The sequence below is a fragment of the Janthinobacterium sp. GMG2 genome, assembly GCF_033949445.1.
Taxonomy (GTDB): domain Bacteria; phylum Pseudomonadota; class Gammaproteobacteria; order Burkholderiales; family Burkholderiaceae_D; genus Janthinobacterium; species Janthinobacterium aestuarii.
Map to the genome: position 1 here is coordinate 273619 of NZ_JAXAWA010000001.1, position 20887 is coordinate 294505.

20 protein-coding genes are annotated in these 20887 nt (G+C 63.7%); 11 read left to right on the plus strand and 9 right to left on the minus strand.

The features are described from left to right. Window positions 1–12 precede the first annotated feature (12 nt). The 4 genes from SKZ59_RS01230 to SKZ59_RS01245 all read left to right on the plus strand — a co-directional run bounded on the left by SKZ59_RS01230 (window position 13) and on the right by SKZ59_RS01245 (window position 4649). Window positions 13–1221: a 5-(carboxyamino)imidazole ribonucleotide synthase gene (locus SKZ59_RS01230; protein ID WP_319990580.1), complete on the plus strand. Its 1209-nt coding sequence runs from the start codon at window positions 13–15 to the stop codon at window positions 1219–1221. Next, a complete protein-coding gene (locus tag SKZ59_RS01235; RefSeq protein WP_319990581.1) occupies window positions 1218–2237 on the plus strand; it encodes an L-threonylcarbamoyladenylate synthase in 1020 nt (339 codons plus the stop codon). The genes SKZ59_RS01230 and SKZ59_RS01235 overlap by 4 nt, the downstream gene beginning before the upstream one ends. Window positions 2238–2478: 241 nt before the next feature. Then, entirely contained in the window at window positions 2479–3864 is a 1386-nt protein-coding gene (locus SKZ59_RS01240) for an SGNH/GDSL hydrolase family protein (RefSeq protein ID WP_219328028.1), read from the plus strand. Window positions 3865–3962: 98 nt separating this feature from the next. Continuing rightward, window positions 3963–4649 carry an OmpW/AlkL family protein gene (locus SKZ59_RS01245; protein WP_072454932.1) on the plus strand — a complete coding sequence of 229 codons (687 nt, stop codon included), beginning with the start codon at window positions 3963–3965 and terminating at the stop codon, window positions 4647–4649. A gap of 38 nt (window positions 4650–4687) precedes the next feature. Here SKZ59_RS01245 and SKZ59_RS01250 read toward each other — a convergent pair whose 3' ends face one another. After that, window positions 4688–5194, minus strand: coding sequence for a flavin reductase family protein (locus SKZ59_RS01250; RefSeq protein ID WP_034746143.1), 507 nt, complete (start codon window positions 5192–5194; stop codon window positions 4688–4690). Between the two features lie 177 nt (window positions 5195–5371). Between SKZ59_RS01250 and msrA the strand changes: the two genes are divergently transcribed. Continuing rightward, window positions 5372–5905 carry a peptide-methionine (S)-S-oxide reductase MsrA gene (gene msrA, locus SKZ59_RS01255; protein ID WP_319990582.1) on the plus strand — a complete coding sequence of 178 codons (534 nt, stop codon included), beginning with the start codon at window positions 5372–5374 and terminating at the stop codon, window positions 5903–5905. A 22-nt stretch (window positions 5906–5927) separates the two neighbouring features. On the opposite strand, the gene SKZ59_RS01260 is transcribed toward msrA, so the two are convergent. Then, complete coding sequence (locus tag SKZ59_RS01260; protein ID WP_319990583.1) at window positions 5928–7175, minus strand: cyclopropane-fatty-acyl-phospholipid synthase family protein; 1248 nt, start codon at window positions 7173–7175, stop codon at window positions 5928–5930. 127 nt (window positions 7176–7302) lie between these two features. After that, window positions 7303–8502 (minus strand): pyridoxamine 5'-phosphate oxidase, encoded by a 1200-nt coding sequence (gene pdxH / locus SKZ59_RS01265; RefSeq protein ID WP_319990584.1) that lies wholly within the window; start codon window positions 8500–8502, stop codon window positions 7303–7305. 112 nt (window positions 8503–8614) lie between these two features. Here pdxH and SKZ59_RS01270 point away from each other — a divergent pair, with 112 nt between their 5' ends. Then, the gene (locus SKZ59_RS01270) at window positions 8615–9472 is read left to right on the plus strand and encodes a tRNA threonylcarbamoyladenosine dehydratase (RefSeq protein ID WP_319990585.1); all 858 of its coding nucleotides are present in this window, start codon (window positions 8615–8617) and stop codon (window positions 9470–9472) included. On the opposite strand, the gene thpR is transcribed toward SKZ59_RS01270, so the two are convergent. Next, complete coding sequence (thpR, locus tag SKZ59_RS01275) at window positions 9469–9987, minus strand: RNA 2',3'-cyclic phosphodiesterase (protein WP_319990586.1); 519 nt, start codon at window positions 9985–9987, stop codon at window positions 9469–9471. The genes SKZ59_RS01270 and thpR overlap by 4 nt on opposite strands. Before the next feature lie 95 nt (window positions 9988–10082). Here thpR and SKZ59_RS01280 point away from each other — a divergent pair, with 95 nt between their 5' ends. Then, the gene (locus tag SKZ59_RS01280; protein ID WP_034746152.1) at window positions 10083–10547 is read left to right on the plus strand and encodes an FKBP-type peptidyl-prolyl cis-trans isomerase; all 465 of its coding nucleotides are present in this window, start codon (window positions 10083–10085) and stop codon (window positions 10545–10547) included. Between the two features lie 99 nt (window positions 10548–10646). Continuing rightward, complete coding sequence (gene cysK / locus SKZ59_RS01285; protein ID WP_128141793.1) at window positions 10647–11579, plus strand: cysteine synthase A; 933 nt, start codon at window positions 10647–10649, stop codon at window positions 11577–11579. Here cysK and SKZ59_RS01290 read toward each other — a convergent pair. Next, the gene (locus SKZ59_RS01290) at window positions 11540–12841 is read right to left on the minus strand and encodes an SGNH/GDSL hydrolase family protein (protein ID WP_319990587.1); all 1302 of its coding nucleotides are present in this window, start codon (window positions 12839–12841) and stop codon (window positions 11540–11542) included. The genes cysK and SKZ59_RS01290 overlap by 40 nt on opposite strands. Before the next feature lie 99 nt (window positions 12842–12940). Between SKZ59_RS01290 and SKZ59_RS01295 the strand changes: the two genes are divergently transcribed. Both SKZ59_RS01295 and SKZ59_RS01300 read left to right on the plus strand, forming a co-directional pair. After that, window positions 12941–13846, plus strand: coding sequence for a LysR family transcriptional regulator (locus SKZ59_RS01295; RefSeq protein ID WP_319990588.1), 906 nt, complete (start codon window positions 12941–12943; stop codon window positions 13844–13846). Window positions 13847–13946: 100 nt separating this feature from the next. After that, on the plus strand, window positions 13947–14348 hold the full coding sequence (locus tag SKZ59_RS01300; RefSeq protein WP_070301074.1) for a DUF2809 domain-containing protein: 402 nt from the start codon (window positions 13947–13949) through the stop codon (window positions 14346–14348). A gap of 6 nt (window positions 14349–14354) precedes the next feature. Here SKZ59_RS01300 and SKZ59_RS01305 read toward each other — a convergent pair whose 3' ends face one another. The 3 genes from SKZ59_RS01305 to SKZ59_RS01315 form a co-directional block, all read right to left on the minus strand. Further along, on the minus strand, window positions 14355–17174 hold the full coding sequence (locus SKZ59_RS01305; protein ID WP_319990589.1) for a pitrilysin family protein: 2820 nt from the start codon (window positions 17172–17174) through the stop codon (window positions 14355–14357). A 78-nt stretch (window positions 17175–17252) separates the two neighbouring features. Beyond that, complete coding sequence (locus tag SKZ59_RS01310) at window positions 17253–17594, minus strand: hypothetical protein (protein ID WP_319990590.1); 342 nt, start codon at window positions 17592–17594, stop codon at window positions 17253–17255. Continuing rightward, window positions 17595–18323, minus strand: coding sequence for a hypothetical protein (locus tag SKZ59_RS01315; RefSeq protein ID WP_034746168.1), 729 nt, complete (start codon window positions 18321–18323; stop codon window positions 17595–17597). 191 nt (window positions 18324–18514) lie between these two features. Between SKZ59_RS01315 and SKZ59_RS01320 the strand changes: the two genes are divergently transcribed. After that, window positions 18515–20287: a GGDEF domain-containing protein gene (locus SKZ59_RS01320; protein ID WP_319990591.1), complete on the plus strand. Its 1773-nt coding sequence runs from the start codon at window positions 18515–18517 to the stop codon at window positions 20285–20287. Here the strand turns inward: SKZ59_RS01320 and SKZ59_RS01325 are convergent. Continuing rightward, window positions 20277–20759, minus strand: coding sequence for a CinA family protein (locus tag SKZ59_RS01325; RefSeq protein ID WP_319990592.1), 483 nt, complete (start codon window positions 20757–20759; stop codon window positions 20277–20279). The two genes, SKZ59_RS01320 and SKZ59_RS01325, sit on opposite strands and share 11 nt — an antisense overlap. Window positions 20760–20887 lie beyond the last annotated feature (128 nt).

The following is a 20887-nucleotide window of genomic DNA, read 5'->3' on the forward strand; positions in this document are numbered from 1 at the left end:
GTTTGAAAAATAATGAATAGTAAATCGACTTCCCCATTGCTGCCCGCCGCCAATCCACCGGCGTGGCTGGGCGTGATGGGTGGCGGCCAGCTCGGCCGCATGTTTGCCCAGGCCGCCCAGAGCATGGGCTATCAGGTTGCAGTTCTTGAACCTGTGCTGGAACCGGCCGACACTTGCCCTGCGGGGCAGGTGGCGCAGCGCCTCATCAATGCTGGCTACAGCGATGCAGCCGGTCTCGACGCTCTGGCGGCGCAATGCCTGGCCGTCACCACGGAATTCGAGAATGTGCCGGCCGACAGCCTGTCGCGCCTGGCCGAACGCGTGTTCGTGGCGCCGAACGCCCATGGCGTATCGGTGGCGCAGAACCGCATCGCGGAAAAGCGTTTCTTTGTCGACTGCGCGGCCAAGTCGGGCGTGCTGCCGGCGCCGCACATGGTGATCGCCACGCAAGACGATATCGACGCCATCGGCGACGACTTGTTGCCGGGTATCTTGAAAACCGTGCGCATGGGCTATGACGGCAAGGGCCAGTTCCGCGTGCGCACGCGCGACGAGGTGCGCGCCGCCTTTGCGGAAATGGGACAAGTAACTTGCCTGTTGGAAAAGATGCTGCCGCTGGCGTATGAAGTGTCCGTGCTGACGGCGCGCGGCGTGGATGGCGAATCGGTCGTCTATCCGATCGCCGAGAATGTGCACCGCGACGGCGTCTTGTTTACCACCACCGTGCCGGGCCCGAACGTGTCCGACGATTGCGCCACCAAGGCGCAGCGCGCGGCGCAAGCCATGGTGGCCGAACTCGGTTACGTCGGCGTGCTGTGCATCGAATTTTTCGTGCTGGAAGACGGCAGCCTGGTGGTCAATGAAATGGCGCCGCGCCCGCATAACAGCGGCCACTACACGATGGATGCCTGCGTTACGAGCCAGTTCGCGCAGCAGGTGCGGGCCATGGCGCGCTTGCCGCTGGGCGACGTGCGCCAGCATTCGCCGGCCGTGATGCTCAACATCCTCGGCGACGCCTGGTTTGCCGGCGACAGCGATGTGGTCACTGAACCGGCGTGGGACCAGGTGCTGGCGTTGCCGGGCGCCTGTCTGCATCTATATGGCAAGGACGATCCGCGCCGTGGCCGCAAGATGGGCCATTTGACCTTCATCGCCGCCACGTTGCCGCAGGCGCAGCAGCGGTTGAGCGACGCTTGCCTGATCCTGGGAATCGCGCCGTGAGCGTGCCCGCACAAGACCTGGCGGCGGCCGCTGCCGTGCTGGAAGAGGGCGGCCTCGTCGCCTTCCCGACGGAAACCGTGTATGGCCTGGGCGCCGATGCGGAAAACCCGGCCGCCGTGGCGCGCATCTATGAAGCCAAGGGCCGTCCCTCGGACCACCCGGTGATCGTGCACGTGGCGCCCGGCGCCGACCTGGCGCACTGGTCCGACGATATTCCGCAGGAAGCGCAGCAACTGGTGGCCGCTTTCTGGCCCGGTCCGCTGACCCTGATCGTCAAGCGCGCCGCGCATATCCCCGACGCCGTGTCCGGCGGCCAGGATACGGTGGGTTTGCGCTGCCCGTCGCACCCGGTGGCTATCGAATTGCTACGCACTTTCAAGGGCGGCAAGGGCGGCCTGGCCGCGCCGTCGGCAAACAAATTCGGCAACGTCAGCCCCACCACGGCGCAGCACGTGCGCGATGAATTCGCGGCGGAACTCGACAGCGGCTTGCTGGGCGCGGTGCTCGATGGCGGGCAGAGCGACGTGGGCATCGAGTCGACCATCGTCGACCTGTCGCGCCTGGCCACACATGGTCCCGTATTGTTGCGTCCCGGCCATATCAGCAGCGAGCAGATCGCCGCCGTCATCGGCCGCGCACCGGCTGTTGCCGATGCAGCCGCGCCGCGCGCCTCGGGTACCCTGGAATCGCATTACGCGCCACATACGCCTGTTGCGATGCAGCACAGCGATGACGTGAGCGCCACCTTGAACCGCCTGCTCAACGACGGGCGCCGCGTGGCCCTGATCCATTACTCGGATCTGCCGCCGGCCAGCGCCAGCGTGCGCCTGGCCGCCAAGCCGGAAAACTACGCACATGCGCTGTATGCCTCGCTGCGCACGATGGACCAGGTCGGCGCCGAACTGATACTCGTCGAAGCGCCTCCGACCGGCCCTGAGTGGCTGGGCGTCAATGACCGTTTGCGGCGTGCCGCGTTCGGCTCAAGTGGTATCTTGCAGCAATTCCTGTCCGTCTGAAAAAAGCCCCGCAAGGGGCTTTTTATTGATGCAGCGCAATAGCAATGCTTGCCACGAAACATAGTAAATCCTCCATAATTCAGCAGATCGGCCGCTCGTGACAGGGCGCTGGCGATGTTGTTATTTCGTTGATTTTTAAAACATATTTTCTATACAAGCCTGAGGAACGATGGCATATTAGTTGGGTAGCGAATAGCACGCCCGTTCGTTTAGAAACCAGAAAAAAGACCGAGGAGACAAAATGCATCAAACAAAATTCGCGCTGGCCGTGCTGGCTGCGGCTGTCCTGGCAGGTTGCGGCGGCGCCAGTGGCGGTGATCAAGCCTTGAAAGTCAAATACACGGCGCAGGTGTCGTTCGGCGACAGCCTGTCCGATGTCGGCTCGTATGCCGTGGGTACGGTGCAGGCCAAAGGTGGCGGCAAGTTCACCATCAATGGCGACAATACCAAGATCAATCCTGAACTGACGGGCAAGAACTGGACCGAGCACCTGGCCGCGCAATTCGGCCTGGCCGCGCCATGCGCCGCCGAGACGGGTCTGGAGGGGAATGCGGCGCAAGGCCTTTCCGTACCGCGCGTCAAGCATGCCGGCTGCTACGGCTACGCCATGGGCGGTTCGCGCGTCACCAACCCCGTCGGTCCGAACAACAAATTGACGGGCAGCCCGCTGGGCGCCTTGACCGTCCCCGTGGTGACGCAGATCGCGAACCACCTGGCCGTTTCCGGCGGCAAGTTCAGCGGCACGGAAGCCGTTTTCGTGATGGCCGGCGGCAATGACGTGCTGTTCCAGCTGGGCGCATTGCAAGCAGGTGCGACCGCTGCTGGCCAGGCTGCAGGCGCGGCCGCAGGCGCCCAGGCTTTCGCCACCAACCTGGCCATGGCTCTGGCCGCTGGCGCCACCAACCCTGCGACGGCAGCAGCTGCCATCGGCGCCGCCATCAAGACGGCCAGCGCCGCGCCGGGCGCCACGTCGACGACCATCGTCGGCGCCGCCGTGCAAGCCGCCGTGATTGCCGGCAATACGAATGCCCCAACCCTGGCCCCCGCCCTGGCCGCCAAGGCGCAAGCCGATGCGACGGTGACGGGCAACGCTGCCGGCGCCAAGGCCGGTGCCGATTACGCTGTGGCTCAGGGACCGACGCTGGTTGCCGCCATGAAACAAGCGGGTACCGAACTGGTGGCGCTGGTCAAGGACCAGATCATCGCCAAGGGCGCCAACTATGTCATCGTCAACAATCTGCCTGACGTGGCCGGTACGCCGTCGGGCCTGAGCAAGGATGCCAATACCAAGGCGCTCATCAACGCCATGGTCAGCGCTTTCAACGGCGAACTCAGTGGCGGCCTGAGCGCCAATGCGAAAGTCTTGCTGGTCGACGTGTTTGCCGTCAGCCATGACCAGGCCACCAACCCTGGCCCGTATGGCTTGACCAACGTCAGCGAGACGGCGTGCGACTTGAGCGCGCCAGGCAATATTCTGGGCAGCTCGCTGGTCTGCAATGGCACGAACCTGAAAGCGGGCGACGTCAGCCACTACTCGTATGCCGATGATGTGCATCCTACGCCGTTCAACAACCTGTTGCTGGCCCGTTATGTGGCCAAGGACATGGTTGTGCGGGGCTGGCTGTAAGGATGGCCGCGCCAGCTGCGTCCCCGGGGCGCGGCTGGCGCTGGCAGCGACAAGACTCGATAGCGGAACACTCCGCACACAATGAATCAGGAGACAAGATGAAGAATCGTTTGAATACCGCTGTACGCGTGCTGGCCGCGGCCGCCGCGATGGCCATGGCGACGGGCGCTTCGGCGCAAAGCGCAGGCACCTGGATGGTCAAGGCCGGCGTCAACAAGATCACGCCGCACGTCGACAGTGGCGACATTTCCGCGCCGGCATTGCCGAACACCAAGGCCGACGTCAAGGCGGACACCAAGCCCATCCTGACCTTTGCCTACATGATCACGGACAATATTTCCGCTGAAATGATCTTGGGCGTGCCGTACAAGCATGAGCTGGTCGGCGATGGTTCCATCAAGGGTACGGGCAAGCTGGGGACGGCGGAAGCCTTGCCGCCGACGGCCTTCATCCAGTACCGCTTCTTCCAGCCCAATGCGATGATCCGTCCTTACGTGGGCGCGGGTTTGACATATGCCTATTTCCAGAAAGAAAAAGGCTCGGGCCAGATGACGGCCTTGCTCGATCCGGGTGGAAAACCGGTCACCTACCGCCTGGACAACAAGCTGGCAGGCAGCCTGGTGGTTGGCAGCACCCTGGCGATCAACGAGCGCTGGTTTGCCGACGTGGCCGTGGTCAAGACTTTCCTGAAAACCAAGGCGAAATTCTCGACGGGGCAGACGCAGAGCATCACGCTCGACCCGCTCGCCGTGAGTGTCAGCATCGGGTATAACTTTACCCTGTAAAACAAAAAATCCGCCTCGGCGGATTTTTTTTGTCCCGCTCAGGCTGGCGGTGTATTGAACTTCCCATTGTGGAAGATCAGGGGCGGTTGCGCGGCAAACGCGCATTGTTCCACTTCGCCCACGAAAATGACGTGGTCGCCTTCCGGATAGCGGCTGCGGTTGTGGCATTCGAACCAGGCCGACGCGCCTTTCAGGATGGGCTGGCCTGTGCGCGACAGTTCGTATTCGACGTCGTCGAACGGGTTCGGGGTGCGGCGTGAAAAGCGCGTGGCCAGTTCCGCCTGTTCGGCGCCGAGCACGTTGATGACGTAATGCGAGTTGCCGCTGAAGATGGGCATGCTGTTCGCCACGGAACCGAGGCTCCACAGCACCAGCGGCGGCGACAGCGAGACGGAATTGAAGGAACTGGCCGTCAAGCCGCGGAAACTGCCGTCGGCCAGGCGCGTCGTAATGACCGTCACGCCGGTGGCAAACTGCGACAGTGCCTGGCGGAAATGTGCCGTATCGAATTCTTGCGCTGGCGCGCGGGGAGAGCGTGTGTTCATGGGTGACCTGTCTATTTGCTGACATTATGCCAAAAATCGGCCGCGCCAGCGCAATCGTGGCCGGCATGCCCCTTATGTGCGGTGCACCACGCACCGTTTCAAGCGGCACTGCAGGCCATGGCGCTTTGCGTTACAGTAATGAAATGATACGTCGCAGAGGCGTTGCGGGAGGACATCATGCATCAACAGACGGAAGTGGCGGTATTCGGCGGTGGCTGTTTCTGGTGCCTCGATGCCGTGTACGGGGAAGTGCGCGGCGTGACGCGCGTCGAGGCCGGCTATACGGGCGGCAGCGTACCCAACCCCACATATGAACAGGTGTGCACGGGCGAGACAGGCCACGCGGAAGTGGTGCGCCTGGAATTCGATCCCGCCGTCATCAGTTATCACGACTTGCTGGAAATCTTTTTTACTTTGCACGACCCCACCACCATGAATCGGCAAGGCAACGATGTCGGCACGCAATTTCGCTCCGTCATCCATTACCAGTCGGCGGAGCAGGAAAAGGTGGCGCGCAAGGTGCTCGCCGAGATGGCCGGCGTGTGGGATGCGCCCATCGTCACGCAGCTGGCGCCGGCAGCCACCTTTTATCCGGCCGAGGAGTACCACCAGAATTATGTCGAGCAGCATCCCTTGCAGGGCTATTGCGCGCTCGTCGTCGCGCCCAAGGTGGAGAAATTCCGCGCCATGTATGCGGGGCGCCTGAAGTAAGCGCCCCGCACGTGTCCGTCTGTCAGGGCGTGAGCACGGGCGCCGGCCTTGTTTCCTGCGTATTCTCCTGCGCATACATGTAGTTGCGCGACCAGGGCAAGGTGGACGAACGCCGCCCCGCCTTCACGCAGACGATCTGGTACAGGCTGATCAAATCTTGCTCGAAGGCATAGGCGCAGCCGGCCAGGTAGACGTGCCAGATGCGGAAGCGCCGTTCGCCCGCCAGCGGACGGATCTGCTCGGCATGGGCTTCGAAATTTTCCGTCCACAGGGCGCACGTGCGCGCATAGTGGCGCCGCAGGTTTTCCACGTCCAGCACTTCCAGTCCCCCCTGCTGCATGGTTTTCAGGACATTGCCGATGTGGGCCAATTCGCCGTGCGGGAACACATATTTTTCGATGAATTCGCCGCCGCCGTACGGCGTTTCGCCATTGTCCGGATCGGTCGAGGTGATGCCGTGGTTCATCGCCATGCCGTCCAGCGCCAGCAGCTTGTTGATGATGGAAAAGTAGTTGGGCAAATGTTTCAGGCCCACATGCTCGAACATGCCCACGCTGGTGATGCGGTCGAACTGGCCCGTCACGTCGCGGTAGTCTTGCAGGCGGATATCGATCAGGTGCGCCAAGCCGGCCGCCGCCACGCGCTCGCGCGCCAGCGCGTACTGGTTTTCCGACAGGGTCACGCCCACGCAGCGGGAGCCATATTGCTGCGCTGCACGTATGACGAGCGCGCCCCAGCCGCAGCCGATGTCGAGCAGGGTCTGACCCGGCTGCAGCTGGATTTTCTTCAGGATATGGTCGATTTTCTTGACTTGCGCCTGCGCCAGGGTTTCATCGCCCTGTTCGAAATACGCGCAGGAATACACGAGGCCGGGGTCGAGAAACTGCTCATAGAAGGCATTCGACACATCGTAGTGATAGCGGATGGCTTCCGCATCCTTGCTCTTGTCGTGCGTAAAGCTGCGCACGATGCGGGCCAGCTTGCCTTCCGGCTTCAGGGTATTGCGTGCCAGGGCATTGCAGATGGAAATCATGTCCTGGGCCGTGCCCTTGACTTCGATATTGCCTTCCACATAGGCCGAACCCAGATTCGCCAGCGACGGGTTCAGCAGATAGCGGGCCGAGGCGACGGTTGGCAGGCGGATGGTGACTCTGGGCGCTTCGCTGGACAGGTCGACGTGCTGGCCGTTCCACAATTCTATGCGTAGCGGCAAGGCGGTTTTGCTGCGGATGCTGGCGATCCAGGACTTGAGTTGGTTTTGTACAAACAAAATGGCCTCCAATGAAGCGGCCCCGGCTGGAGCCGCAAATTGAGAAACAATGTCATTTAGTAACTTCTAACGTCATAGCCTACACCGATATTGACCAGCTTGCTTTGCGCCGCCTTGGCTATCCTGCTTATGGTTGCAAGCGTTGCATGCTCCATTGCCCGTCAGCACCGCGCGTAAACACGATGCGGTCGTGGAAGCGCGAACGGCGCCCCTGCCAGAATTCGATGCGCTCCGGCTGCAGGCGGTAGCCGCCCCAGTGGGCCGGGCGCGGCGGCTGCGCGTCGCCAACGGCGGCGGCCACGGCTTCGTAATTGCTTTCCAGCGCGGCACGGCTGTCGATGGGCGCGCTTTGCTGCGAGGCAATCGCCGACAGCCGGCTTTGCAGGGGACGCACATTGAAATACTCGTCGCTCTCGGCCGCCGTGGTTTTTACCACCGTGCCCTCGATGCGCACTTGCCGCTCCAGCTCGCGCCAGAAGAACAGCAGGGCGGCGTGCGGGTTGTGTTCGAGATGCTGGCCCTTGTCGCTGTGGTAATTCGTGTACCAGGTAAAACCCCGCTCGTCGAATTGCTTGATCAGCACGATGCGCGAGCTAGGCTTGCCATCAGGGCTGACGGTGGACAAGTCCATGGCGTTCGGCTCCATCACTTGCGCGTTGATGGCCTCGGCAAACCATTTCTGGAACTGGGCGATGGGATCGGCCAGCACGTCCGTCTCGCTCAGGCTGGACTGGACGTAATCGGTGCGCATGGCGGCCAGCACGGCGGCCGCGTCCGCCACTTCTGGCACATCGGGCGCGATGCCGCGGCGGCGCTGCATGGCCGTGCCCAGCTGCTCCATCTGCTGCGCGCTGAACAGGCGCTTGGCCATGGGCGCCAGCTGGCCCTCTTCCTTGCTCATATGGGCATGGTAGGCGGCAACGTAGGCGGCCACGCCATCGGCGGACAGCTGCGTGCCCGTACCGGCCGCGATCGCGTCCAGTTCCGGGCGCAGGGTCAGCCAGGCCTGGTCCATGCGCTGGTGGTCGGCCAGGATTTCCGGCACCAGGGTCGTCAGCAGGGCGGCATCGTCGCCCGTGGCGGTCGCTTGCAGCATGGGCATCAAGTCCTGCTCTTCATCGTCATGGTGCAGATGGGCGGCTTTATTGAAATATTGCAACACCGCCTTGGCCGCCTGCTGCGCATCCGCCGTGTTGCCGTGCTGCGCCAAATGGCCCAGCAGTTTTTGCAGGGTCGTCAGCTGCTTGCGGATCTTGTCGTGGCAATGCTTGAGCACGGCGATGGGCTGGTCAAAGCCGGGAACGGAGTCGAACAGGGGAGAGGTCATGGCGAGTTCTCGTGGTGGGCGGTGTGGGGGCGTGGCGACAGTACGGCTTGTCGCTGTGTCAATTCGGCTATTTTAGAATATCCGTCAGCGCAGTGTCCGTTAAAATGGCGCCATGCATACCTCCACCAATGAACTAATTTCCATGGACTTGACCGAGATCGATTTTGAGCGGCGTTTCGGCGGCATCGCCCGCCTGTACGGCGCGCCCGCGCTGGAGCGTTTCCGCGCCGCCCATGTGTGTGTGATCGGCGTGGGCGGCGTCGGTTCCTGGATCGTCGAAGCGCTGGCGCGCAGCGCCATCGGCCGCCTGACCCTGATCGATCTCGATAATGTTGCCGAATCGAACATCAACCACCAGATCCAGGCCATGAGCGACACCATTGGCCAGGCCAAGATTACGGCCCTGGCTGAACGCATCGAACTGATCAACCCGTTTTGCCAGGTCACGCAGATCGAGGATTTTATTACCCCCGATAATCTGGACCAACTGCTGGGCGGGCGCGATTTCGACTACCTCGTTGATGCCATCGACAATGCCAAGGCGAAAGCGGCCGTGATCGCATATTGCCGCGCGCGCAACATTCCCATGCTGACCATCGGCAGCGCGGGCGGGCAGACGGACCCGACCCTGATCGCCGTGCGCGACCTGTCGAAAACGGAACAGGAGCCGCTGCTCAAGCGAGTACGCAAACTCTTGCGTACCGAATATGGTTTCCCCCGTGGCGTGAAAAACAAATTCAATGTCGACGCCGTGTTTTCCATGGAGCCGTTGAGCACCCCCGAGAGCGCTGAAGCGTGCGCCATCGATGGCGGCGCGCCCGCCGGCGTCACTGGCCTGAACTGTGCGGGCTTCGGTTCCAGCGTGGTGGTGACGGCCAGCTTCGGCATGGTGGCGGCCGCGCATGCGCTGAAAAGCTTGCGCCAGGACAAATTAGCCGAGGTAGCTGTGTCGATACCGGACGCCGCCTAGCTTAATTTCCTGCTGGCCAGGATGCGGTAGTCGCCGCTGCTCTTGAGCGATTCCACCAGCACCAGCTCGTCCGCCAGCCAGGCGATGGGCGCGAAGTCCCCGATGGCCGGCGGCGGCGCCTGGCGCGCCAGGGTCACGTGCGGCGTAAAACGGTCGTGCTCGAAGCGGGGCGCCAGTCCCTGTTCCGCCAAGTTACGCATGCAGGCCGAGCGCAAGTCCAGCAGGGCGGGCGACGGCTGCGCCAGGGCGGCCCAGGCCAGCGCCAGCTTCGTAAAATGGCTGGCGTGATCGAACAGCAGGGGCATGGGATGCGCCGGTGTGTGCGCCAGAATATCCAGCAGAGGCGGCAGGTCGCTGGCCGGGCGCTGGCCCAGGAAGGCCAGGGTCAGGTGCAGCTTGTCCGGACGCACGGGTTTGCCTTCCAGACGCGCCTGCCAGGCGGCCAGGGCCGCGCGCGTGGCCGCATCGGGCCACAGCGCGTAAAACAGGCGGGGGCAGTGTGTATCGGGCGACAAGTTTTTCCTATCGTTGCGGCGGTTTGCTATTATTGGCGTTCCCTGCCCACTTGCACTGGCAGGGATCTTACCGAAACTCACTGAAAGAATACATCATGACGCGTAGCTCCGTTTTGTTTGCCCTGATCTGCTCCGTCGCCGCGTCGCTGGCGCAGGCACAGGCGCCAGCGCCTGTTCCCGCCTCGGCCGTCTCGCTGAGCCCCGGCCCTGTCGCCGATAAATTGATCCTGATCGACAACAAGGTCGGCACGGGCAAGGAAGCGTCCGTCGGCAGTAACGTCACCGTGCACTACACGGGCTGGCTGTACCGTCCGCTGGCGAAAGATTCGCGCGGCAAGAAGTTCGACAGCTCCGTCGGTCGTGGCCCGTTTGACTTCCCGCTCGGCAAGGGCATGGTCATCAAGGGTTGGGACCAGGGCGTGGCCGGCATGAAAGTGGGCGGCAAGCGCACCCTGATCATTCCAGGCGAACTGGCCTACGGCCCGCGCGGCGCCGGCAATGGCGACATTCCGCCGAACTCGGCACTGATCTTCGACGTGGAATTGCTGGACGTGAAGTAATTGTTCAGTTTGGCGGCGGCGCATGCCCGCGCCGCCGCCATTTACGCTCTGAAACGCGGTAGACTGGGTTCTCCTGAAATTGCTGTGGAGACCACCCCCATGAACATCGCCAACGACGTCACTGAACTGATCGGCAACACCCCCTTGGTGCGCATCAACCGCATCGCCGCCGGCAGTGTGGCCACCATCCTGGCCAAACTCGAATTCTACAATCCCGCGCACAGCGTCAAGGACCGCATCGGCCTGGCCATGATCGTCGCCGCGGAAGCCGCAGGCAAGATCCATTCCGATACCGTCATCGTCGAGCCCACCAGCGGCAACACGGGCATCGCGCTGGCCATGGTATGCGCCGCGCGCGGCTACCGCTGCACCCTCGTCATGCCCGACACCATGAGCCGCGAGCGCCGCATCCTGCTGCGCGCCTATGGCGCCGAGCTGGTGCTTACGCCCGGCAGCGAAGGCATGCTGGGCGCCATCCGCAAGGCCGAGGAACTGGTGGCGGCCGATCCGCGCTACCTGATGCTGCAGCAATTCAACAATCCCGCCAATCCCGCCATCCACCGCGCCACGACGGCCGAGGAAATCTGGCGCGACACGGATGGGCAAGTGGACATCGTCGTTGCCGGCGTGGGCACGGGCGGCACGATTACCGGCATCGGCGAAGTGCTGAAGGAACGCAAGCCCGGCCTGCAAGTGATCGCCGTGGAACCGGAAGCGTCGCCGATGCTGTCGAAGGGCACCAAGGGACCGCACCCGATCCAGGGCATCGGCGCCGGTTTCGTGCCGCAGATTTTGAACACGGCCATCTATGATGAAATTATTTGCGTCAAGAACGACGACGCCTTCGCCACGGCGCGCCTGGCCGCCAGCGATGAAGGCTTGCTGGTCGGCATCTCGTCGGGTGCCGCCCTGTGGGCTGCCCTGCAAGTGGCGCGCCGTCCGGAAAACGCGGGCAAGCACATCGTCACCATCATCCCGTCGTTCGGCGAGCGCTACCTGAGCACGGCTTTGTACGCGGGCTTGGGCGACTGATTTGTAAATAGTAGGGACAGATCTGTCCCTTCCGCCAGCGCCCGGTTGCCTGCGTCGCCCGGGTGCAGGTGGTCGCCCGAGTCGTAGACGGGCAGCAGGCGCAGCGGGTGCGCAGGGTCGCGCGCCAATGCGTCGAAGTCGAGCACCGCATCAAAGCTGCCGCTGGCGCGTATCCACGCATTCAATTGCTGGCGCAGCGCATCTTTTTCCGGCTGATAATAGTTGCTCAAGGGCGTGCCGGGCAGGGCGCCGGCGAACGGCGTCAGGGTGGCCGCGATCACGCGCACACCGCGGCTGTGCGCCTGGGCGATCAGTTGGGTGTAGCCGTTTGTTAACTCCTCCAACGTCGGCCGTTTTGACCGTGGCGCAAACGCCGTGCCGGGCCAGCTGATGTCATTGATTCCCAACAAGACGATCACCGTGCGCACGCCTGGTTGCGCCAGCACGTCGCGCTCGAAACGGGCCAGGGCATTGTCTCCCATGCCATCGGACAACAGCCGCGCACCGGAAATGCCCGCATTGATCACGGCCACGCCGTGCGGCGCCAGACGCTTGGCCAGGAAATCGGGCCAGCGCGCATCCATCCCCAGGCTGGCAGTGGCGCCATCGGTAATTGAATCGCCGAGGATGGCCACAGTTTGCGCTCCCTGCGCCCCCGGCGCCGCTTCCACCTGGATGGCACTCAGTACAAGGCGGGCCGTGGTGGTCTGCACGCCGGGCGCGTCATCGATGCGCGCGGTCCGCGTCTGGTCCTGCGGGGCGATCCACGCCGTCTCGCGCCCATCCCAGTGAAACGTGGAGACGGGACTGGCTTGCGGCAGGTGGATGCTCACCGTCAGGCGAGCCAGGTCCGGCACGGACAGGTCAACGGGGTCGCTGACGAGCGGCGCGCCCGGCGCCACGCTGGCTGCCGGCTGGCCGGAAAATGTGAGCGTGCGCAGGCTGCCCGCTTCGATGGCCGAACCGGAAGAGGCCAGCGCCACGGTGGCCGCGCCGATGCGTAGCGGCACCTTGCCATACGCATTCGACAGCACGATGCGCACGCGCGGGCCGCCCACGCTGAGGCGTGCCACCTGGCGCACGGTGTGCCCGTGCAGCACGGCGGGCACATTGCTGGGGAACAGGAAATCGCTGCTCCACACGGCTTGGGGGCTGGCCGTCCAGCTGGCCAGCCAGGAGGTATCGCCATTGGCTGCCTGGACGGGGCTAGTGCTCAGCGCCAGGCTCAGCAGGATGGCGGGGAAGAGGGACAATCGTTGCATGGCGGCTCGCTTCATCAAGGGGAATGCCTGCATGATGAAAGCAAAGCCATTTATGTACTAGACTATCTCATCGAAGAACATTTATGAGTTGAATTCACAATGGCCAGACTGGAAGTGAACCGCTCCGGCGAGCTGGAAGTGTTCGTGCGCGTGGTCGAGCTCGGCGGCTTTTCCGCTGCCGCGCGCGCCTGCGGCATGACGCCGTCGGCCGTCAGCAAGCTCGTCTCGCGGCTCGAAGAGCGCCTGGGCGCGCGCCTGCTGAACCGCTCCACGCGCCAGCTGCAGCTGACGGCCGAGGGTTGCGGCCTGTACGAACGGGGACAGCAAGTGCTGGCGGCGCTGGACGAGGCCGAGCGCTGCGCTGGCGTGCAGGACGTGCCGCGCGGCAGAATCAAGGTCAATGCGAACGTGCCCTTCGGCCAGCATTTCTTGTTGCCGCTGGCGCCGTTGTTTCTCGAACGCTATCCCGAGGTGACGCTCGACATCGTGCTCACGGACGCCGTCGTCGATATCCTCGAGCAGCGCACGGACGTGGCCGTGCGGGCGGGGCCATTGAAAAGCTCCAGCCTGCTGGCGCGCAAGCTGGGCCAGACGCGCATGGTCATCGTGGCATCGCCAGCCTACCTGGCGCGGCGCGGCACGCCGCAGCTAGCCACCGAGTTGGTCTCGCACAATCTGCTCGACGCCAATTACGCGCGCGCCCGCTCGGGCTGGCCGCTGCGCCTGCCCGAGGGTGACGTCGTCGTGCCGGTCACGGGCAATGCACAGGCCAGCGATGGCGAAGCCTTGCGGCAACTGGCGCTGGCGGGACTGGGACTGGCACGCCTGGCCGCTTTCCAGGTGCGCGCCGATATCGCGGCCGGCCGGCTGCAGGCCGTGCTGGAAGAGTGCAATCCCGGCGACAGCGAGGAAGTGCATGCCGTGTTCGTGGGGCAAGGCGGGCATGTGCCGCTGCGCGTGCGCGTGTTTCTCGATTTCCTGGCGCAGCACGTCGAGCTGGGCTGAGGTTGTCCAAGCGCATTAGGCTACAGGCAGGCACGGCCGCGCAGTACAATATCGGACGGGCCGCAATGGTTCGGCCCGTATTGTGCCTTTGAATGGAAATATGTTCCTGGTAAAACCTGAACGCCGCCGCCTGCTGCAGGTGGGCGCAACCGTGGCTGTCATCGCGCTGGGCCTGGCTTCGCGCGCCTTTCCCCAATTCGTCCCTGCCGCGCTCGGCAAGTATCCGGGCGACGCCCTGTGGGCCATGATGATCGTCTTTGCGCTGGGCATTGTCGCCACGCGCATGCGCACGTGGCAGCTGGCGCTGACGGCCTTGCTGATCTGCTTTGCCGTGGAATTCGGCCAGCTATACCAGGCGCCGTGGATCGTCGCGTTGCGCGCGCATCCGCTGGGACACCTGGTGCTGGGCTCCGCCTTCGGCTGGGTCGACCTGATCGCCTACACGGCGGGCGTGGCGATCGCGGCGCTGGTGGATCAAGCGGCGCTGTTCAAGCGCCGCTAATCCTGATTACTTGACGTTACCTTCCGCGTCGCGCAATTCGACGGGCGCCAGCTTCAGCTTCGACAATTGCGGAGCGATCTTCGCCTTGTCGCCCACGCCGATGACGATCAGCTTTTCCGGCTGCAGGTATTTCTTCGCCACCTGCTGCACCTGCTTGTCCGTCACGCTGGCAAAGCGCTGCGGCAAGGTCGTGTAGTAGTCGAGGCCCAGGCCGTAGATATACGTGTTGGCCATGCTGGCGCTGATGCTGGCATTCGTGTCGAACTGGCCGGGCAAGGACAGCACTTGCGAGTTGCGCGCATTCGCCAGTTCTTGGCGAGGCAAGGGTTTTGCGATCATGGCGCGGATTTCCCTGACGGTTTCCGATACGGCCGGGCCCGTCACATCGGTGCGCACGCTGGCGGCAATCGAGAACGGTCCAGGCTGATTGCGGTACTGGAATTGCGAACGCACGCCATAGGTGTAGCCCTTTTCTTCGCGCAAGTTGGTGTTCAGGCGGCTGGTAAACAAGCCGCCCAGCGCCGCGTTCATCACTTGCAGCGGTGCGTAATCAGGCGTGGCGCGCGGCACGGCGATGGTCGACAGACGCACGGCCGTTTGCGGCGCGCCTGGCTTGTCGACCAAAATCAATTTTGCCTTCGTCGTCTGCGGCGCTGCGGCCACGGATGGCGCCACCGTGCCTGCCTTCCAGCTGCCAAACTTCGCTTCGGCCAGCGCCTTCAATTCCGCCTCGCCGATATCACCCGAAACGATCAGCGCCGCATTGTTCGGCAGGTAATGCTGCTGCCAGAAACCTTGCAAGTCGGCGCGGCTGGCCGCTTTCAGCGCCGCTTCCGTGCCCAGCTGAATGTAGCCATACGGATGCTGCGGGCCATACAGCGCCGCCGCTTCCACGCGGGCCGCCACCGCGCCCGCGTTTTCGCGCTGCTGCGCCAGTTCGCCGATGCGGCTGGCACGCTGGCGCTCGACTTCTTCTTGCGGGAATTGCGGGTGCAGCACCACGTCGGCCAGCACGTCGAGCGCTTGCGGGAACGTGGCTTTGAGCGACGTCAGCTGGGCGAACGACGCGTCCACGCCGGAGCCGGTATTGAGCAGGGCGCCCAGCTGCGCCACGTCATCGGCGATTTGCGGCGCGCTGCGCGTGGCCGTGCCTTCCTGCAGCAATTGCGCCGTAAAGCTCGACAAGCCCGGCTGCGCCAGCGGATTGGCGCCCGAGCCGCTTTTCACCACAAGCTGGCTGGACACGAGCGGCACGGCCCCGTTGTAGTGGTGGATCACGGTCAGGCCGTTCGCCAGGGTGAACGATTTTCCTTGCGGTAAAACAATCTTCGGTGCGGGACCGGCCTTCGGCACGGCATTGCGCCATGGTTCGTCCGCATTGATGGCCGTGCCAGGCGCAGGCTTGACCTTGCCCGGCGCCGGCGTCGGCACTTCCGCGCCCAGGTCCGGCGTGCCGGGCACGCCATAGACGACCACGCGCGACTGGTTCTTCAGGTACTGGTCGACGGCGCGCTGCACGCCGGCCGCCGTCACCTGGCGGTAGCGTTCGATATCCTTGGCCAGATAGCCGGGGTCGCCCACGTACTGGTTGTATTCGTTGAGCAAGTTGGCCACGCCGTGGCCGCCCATTTTTTCCACCTGGCTCAGCATGCTCGTCTCGATGCTGTTGCGCGCGCGCTCCAATTCTTTCTCGGTCGGGCCCTTGGCGCGCAGCTGTTCCAGTTCCGCCTGCAGGGCTTGCTCGATTTCCTCGGGCTTGCGGCCCGGGCGCGCCGTCGCGTCGATGGTGAAAATCGACGTGAGAGCGTTCGAGCCCTGGCTGGCGCCCACGTCCTGCGCGATCTGCTTGTCGTACACGAGGGATTTATATAAACGGCTGGACTTGCCGCCGGCCAGGATGTGCGCGGCCATCGACAGTTCCGCGTCGTCCCTGGTGTAGGCGGACGGCGTCAGCCAGGCCATGAAGACGCGCGGCAACTCGACCCGGTCCTGTACCACGATGCGGCGTTCCTGCGTGATGGGCGGCGTCACGACATTCGGTTTCGGCACGGCCGGGCCGCTCTTGAAGCTGCCGAAGTATTTATTGACCAGTTCCTTGGTCTTCGCCTTGTCGATGTCGCCCGCGATCACGAGGCTGGCATTGTTGGGCCCATAGTATTTGCTGAAGAAATCCTTGATGTCGGCCAGCTTCGCGTTCTGGATGTCCGCGTGCGAACCGATGACGCTGGCGTAATACGGGTGGGTCTTGGGAAACAGCTGGTGGTACAGCGCTTCCTGCACGATGCCGTACGGCGCATTCTCCACGCTTTGGCGGCGCTCGTTGCGCACGACGTCCTGCTGGTTCGTCAGCGCCGTCTGGTCGAGCACGTCGAGCAGATAGCCCATGCGGTCGGAATGCGTCCACAGGGCCAGTTCCAGCTGGTTCGACGGCACCGTGTCGAAATAATTGGTGCGGTCGAAATCCGTGCTGCCGTTGGAATCGGTGGCGCCCGCGCCTTCGAGCAACTGGTCGGCCATGCCGCGCGGCACGTGCTTGGTGGCGGCAAACATCATGTGCTCGAACAAATGCGCAAAGCCCGTCAGGCCCGGCGCTTCATTGGCCGGACCCACGTGGTACCAGATGTTGACGGCCGTGACGGGCAATTTATGGTCTTCCACGAGAATGACGTCCAGGCCGTTCGGCAAAGTGTATTTTTCGTAGGCGATATGGGGCACGGACGTTGCACCTGTCGTGACGGCCGCATCGGCGGCATGGGCGAGGGTGAGCGGGGCGCCGTACAGCGACAGCAGCAGGGCGGGAATGGCCAGCAGTTTGATCGGTTTCATGCATGCTTCCAGGGATGGGTGGAGAAGACGCTGCGGCTCGCTCGTGGCTGGCGCAGCGCGACGGTGCTACGGTCGGTGCTACAGTTTATACAGCAGGGCCGCGCCGCCCAGCACCAGCAGCGCGCTGGCGATGGAGACGATGGCAGCCGCGCCCAGCAAGCGCCATTCGCGCGGAGAAAACCAAGCGGCGGATAGGGGCTCTTGCGGCGCAGGCTGGGGCACGGCCGCAGGCAAGCCGCCCGCCGCGCGCGCCTGGGCCGCCAGCGCCTGCGTGGCGGCGTCGAGCAGGGCCAGCTGGCGCTCGACGGTTTCCGCCAGCACGGCTTCGTTCAGCGCCACGAGGGCGAATATCGGGTCGTCGACGTCGACCTTGATGCCCGTCTTGTCGAACACGTGGCTGCGCAGTTTGTGCTGGTCCATCTACCACTGCACCTTGTCGAGCTGTTCGAAGATGTCGCGGTAGACGACCTTGATGCGCTGCTTTTCCATGATGTTGAACTTGTCGTTCTGCAGCACTTCCTGCATCGTCAGGCGCGCCGTGTTCATTTTCTTGACGTCCGCGCCGAAGGTGTCGGGATTGCGCTGGCTCAAGGTGATGCTGCCTTTCACGCGCGCGCGGTTGTCGCTGTACGACTGCGATTCGACGAATTGCTTGCCGGACGCCGATTGCAGCAGGCCGAAGTGTTCGTTTTGCCACAGCACCAGCGGCACCTTCGTCGATTGGGCTGTCGCGACAAAACCCGTGGCCGTGTCATGCAAGGTATCGCCGCCGCCGACGATGGTGTGGATGTAGACCTTGCGGCCCGATTCTTCCAGCAGCGAAAAACAGTCGTTTTCCAGCAGGTAGCCCATCAGCGGCGAAAACGTGTTCGCGCCATTGTCGATCACGCAGTTGCCGTCCGTGTCGAGAATGTCGATCATCAGCGCGTCGAAGCGTTTCGGGTCGATGTTGCGCGCATCCGTCATCACAGGCACGTGCTTGACGTTCATCGCCTTGTAGCGCGAGAACGTGGCGTTTTCCTGATCGGTGTCATAGCAGCGCAAAGGCGTGTCGTCCTTGCCGCCTATCCACTGGGCCAGCAGGGTCGAGACGAGGGTCTTGCCGATGCCACCCTTGCCCTGCAGGATGAAATGTACCGTGTTTTGCATTGCGACTACTCCAAGTTGTTGCGTCAGTGACAATCAAAGATCCGTGACAGCGGCGACTGGCATTTTTACCACAATCCTTTGCAAATATGCCATGCGGAACAGCGAATCTGGTTATGATGTTAATCAGGATACCATTGATGTAGAGCAAGTTTTGTGTGAAAAATCCACCCCAGAGTGTGAACGAGGACGCAGTGCCGATCTCCAGTCTCGATAAAGCCGACATTGACCGTCTGAATCAGCAAGCCCTGTCTTGCCTGGTCGGCAACCGCCGCCAGGCGCGCCGGCTGGCGCAGATGGCGCTGGCGGCGGCGCAACGGCAACAGTATGCACGCGGCGGCGCGTATGCGGAACTCAATCATTGCTGGCTCGCGTATTACGCGGGCGAGGCCGAACCGTCATGCGAGCGCCTGGGCGCGTATTTCCAGCACAGCGGCGATCTGGAGGGGGGCATGGAAGTGGCCGCCCTGCAGGGCGCGTATGCGAGCCGGCGCGGCGATTTTGCCGATGCCGAGCAGCATTTCCTGCAGGCGCGCAGCCAGGCCGCGCAGATACCCGACTCGCTGCACAAATTCATGCTGTATGCGCGCCTGGGCGTCGATGCCCTGAACCGTGGCGATACGCAGGACGGCCCGCGCAATTTCCTGCTGGCGCTCGACATCGCCGAGCGCTTCGGCAGCCCCGCGCACCGGGTCAACAGCCTGTCGAACCTGGCGTCGTCGCAGCATGACCTGGGCAACGATGAAGACGCGATTCCCCTGCTGGTCGAGGCGCTCGAAATCATCGGCACGCAAAAGCTCAAATACCAGCAAACCATCGTGTCGGCCAACCTGGCCATGTGTTTATTGGCCACTGGCAAGCCGGCCGAGGCGCTGGCGCTGGTGGAACCGTTTTACGAGTGGCCGGAAGAAGACCTGGCCGTGCGCGCCTTTCTTTTCTGCATCGCCGCCCACGCCGCGATCCTGCTGCGCCAGCCCGACAGTGCCCTGCAATTGCTGTTGCGGGCCGAAGAGTACGCGCGCCGGGGCCAGGACCTGGAAGAGCAGATGCATGCGTGGCTGGTGCGCGGCAAGCTCGACTTGCACGCGGGCCAGACGGCGCAGGCGCTGGCGTCGCTGACGCAGGCGCACAGCCTGCTGAGCTGGACGCGCAATCCGTTTCACCAGCAGCAGATCCTGCGCGGCTTGTCCGACATCAATGCCCAGCTGGGCGAATGGCAGGCCGCGTATGGTTTCCTGCAGCAATACCAGGCCGCGTACGAGGCCAGCAGCAAGTCGGCGCGCGCGTCGCGCAGCCTGATGCGCAATCTGGAAAAGGAAATGCACAGCCTGAAAGCCGAGCGCGACAAGGCGCTGGAGCTGCAGGCCGCGCGCGAATCGGAAAACGTCAAGCTCGAACACCTGAACCGCGAACTGGCGCACCAGATCCTGCACGTCAATTCCCTGCAGGATAGCCTGAAGGAGCAGGCCATGCGCGACCACCTGACGGGCCTGTACAACCGCCGCCATTTTGAAACCTGCCTCAATGCCATCCTGCACGAGGCCGATGCGGATGCGCCCGTGGCCATCGCCATCATCGACCTGGATTTTTTCAAGCGCGTCAACGATACCTACGGGCACAACTTTGGCGACGAAGTGCTGATCCAGTTCGCGCGCCTGGTGGAAGGCCAGCTGCGCGGCACCGATATGGTCTGCCGCTATGGCGGCGAGGAATTCTGCCTGCTGTTGCGCGAAGCCGACAGCCTCATCGCGGCGCACAAGATCGACGATATCGCCGCGCGCTACCGCCAGCTGCTGATCCAGCAGGCGCCGCACAGCTTGACGGGCTGTACCTTTTCGGCCGGCATCGCTGAATATCCGCGCCACGGCGCCGGCCGCCACGAATTGCTGATGCGCGCCGACAGCGCGCTGTATGCGGCCAAGCAGGCGGGCCGCGACCGCGCCTGCATCGCCGACGCTACTGGATAAAGCGCAGCAGTTCGCGCAGCGCGTGCGCCACGGCCTGCTCGCGCACGGCCTGGCGGTCGCCCGAAAATACCAGCCGCTGCGTCTGCACGCGCCCGTCCATGGCCCAGCCGAAGCAGACGGTGCCGACGGGCTTGCCCGGCACGCCGCCCGTGGGGCCGGCGATGCCCGTGGTCGAGACCGCCACCTGGGCTTCGCTGTGGACCAGGGTGCCTTGCGCCATGGCGGCGGCGACTTCCTCGCTGACGGCGCCGTGTGCGGCGATCAGTTCGGCAGGCACGCCCAGCATGCCGCTCTTGGCCCCGTTGGAGTACGTAACAAAACCCCGTTCGAACCAGGCGCTCGAGCCCGAGATATCGGTGACGGCCTGCGCCACGCCGCCGCCCGTGCACGATTCGGCCGTGGCCAGCAGCAGGCCTTTCGCCTGCAAGGCCAGGCCGACTGCGGTGGAGAGGGGGACGAGTTCGTTGCTCATGGATGACTCCTGCATGCGGTGAAAATGGTGGCAAGACTGTAGCATGGCCGACGGCAAAAGAAACTTTCCCCGGTACCAGCGAAAATGCGTACACTCTTTTATACATTTGCTACCACTTCGGGCCGGCA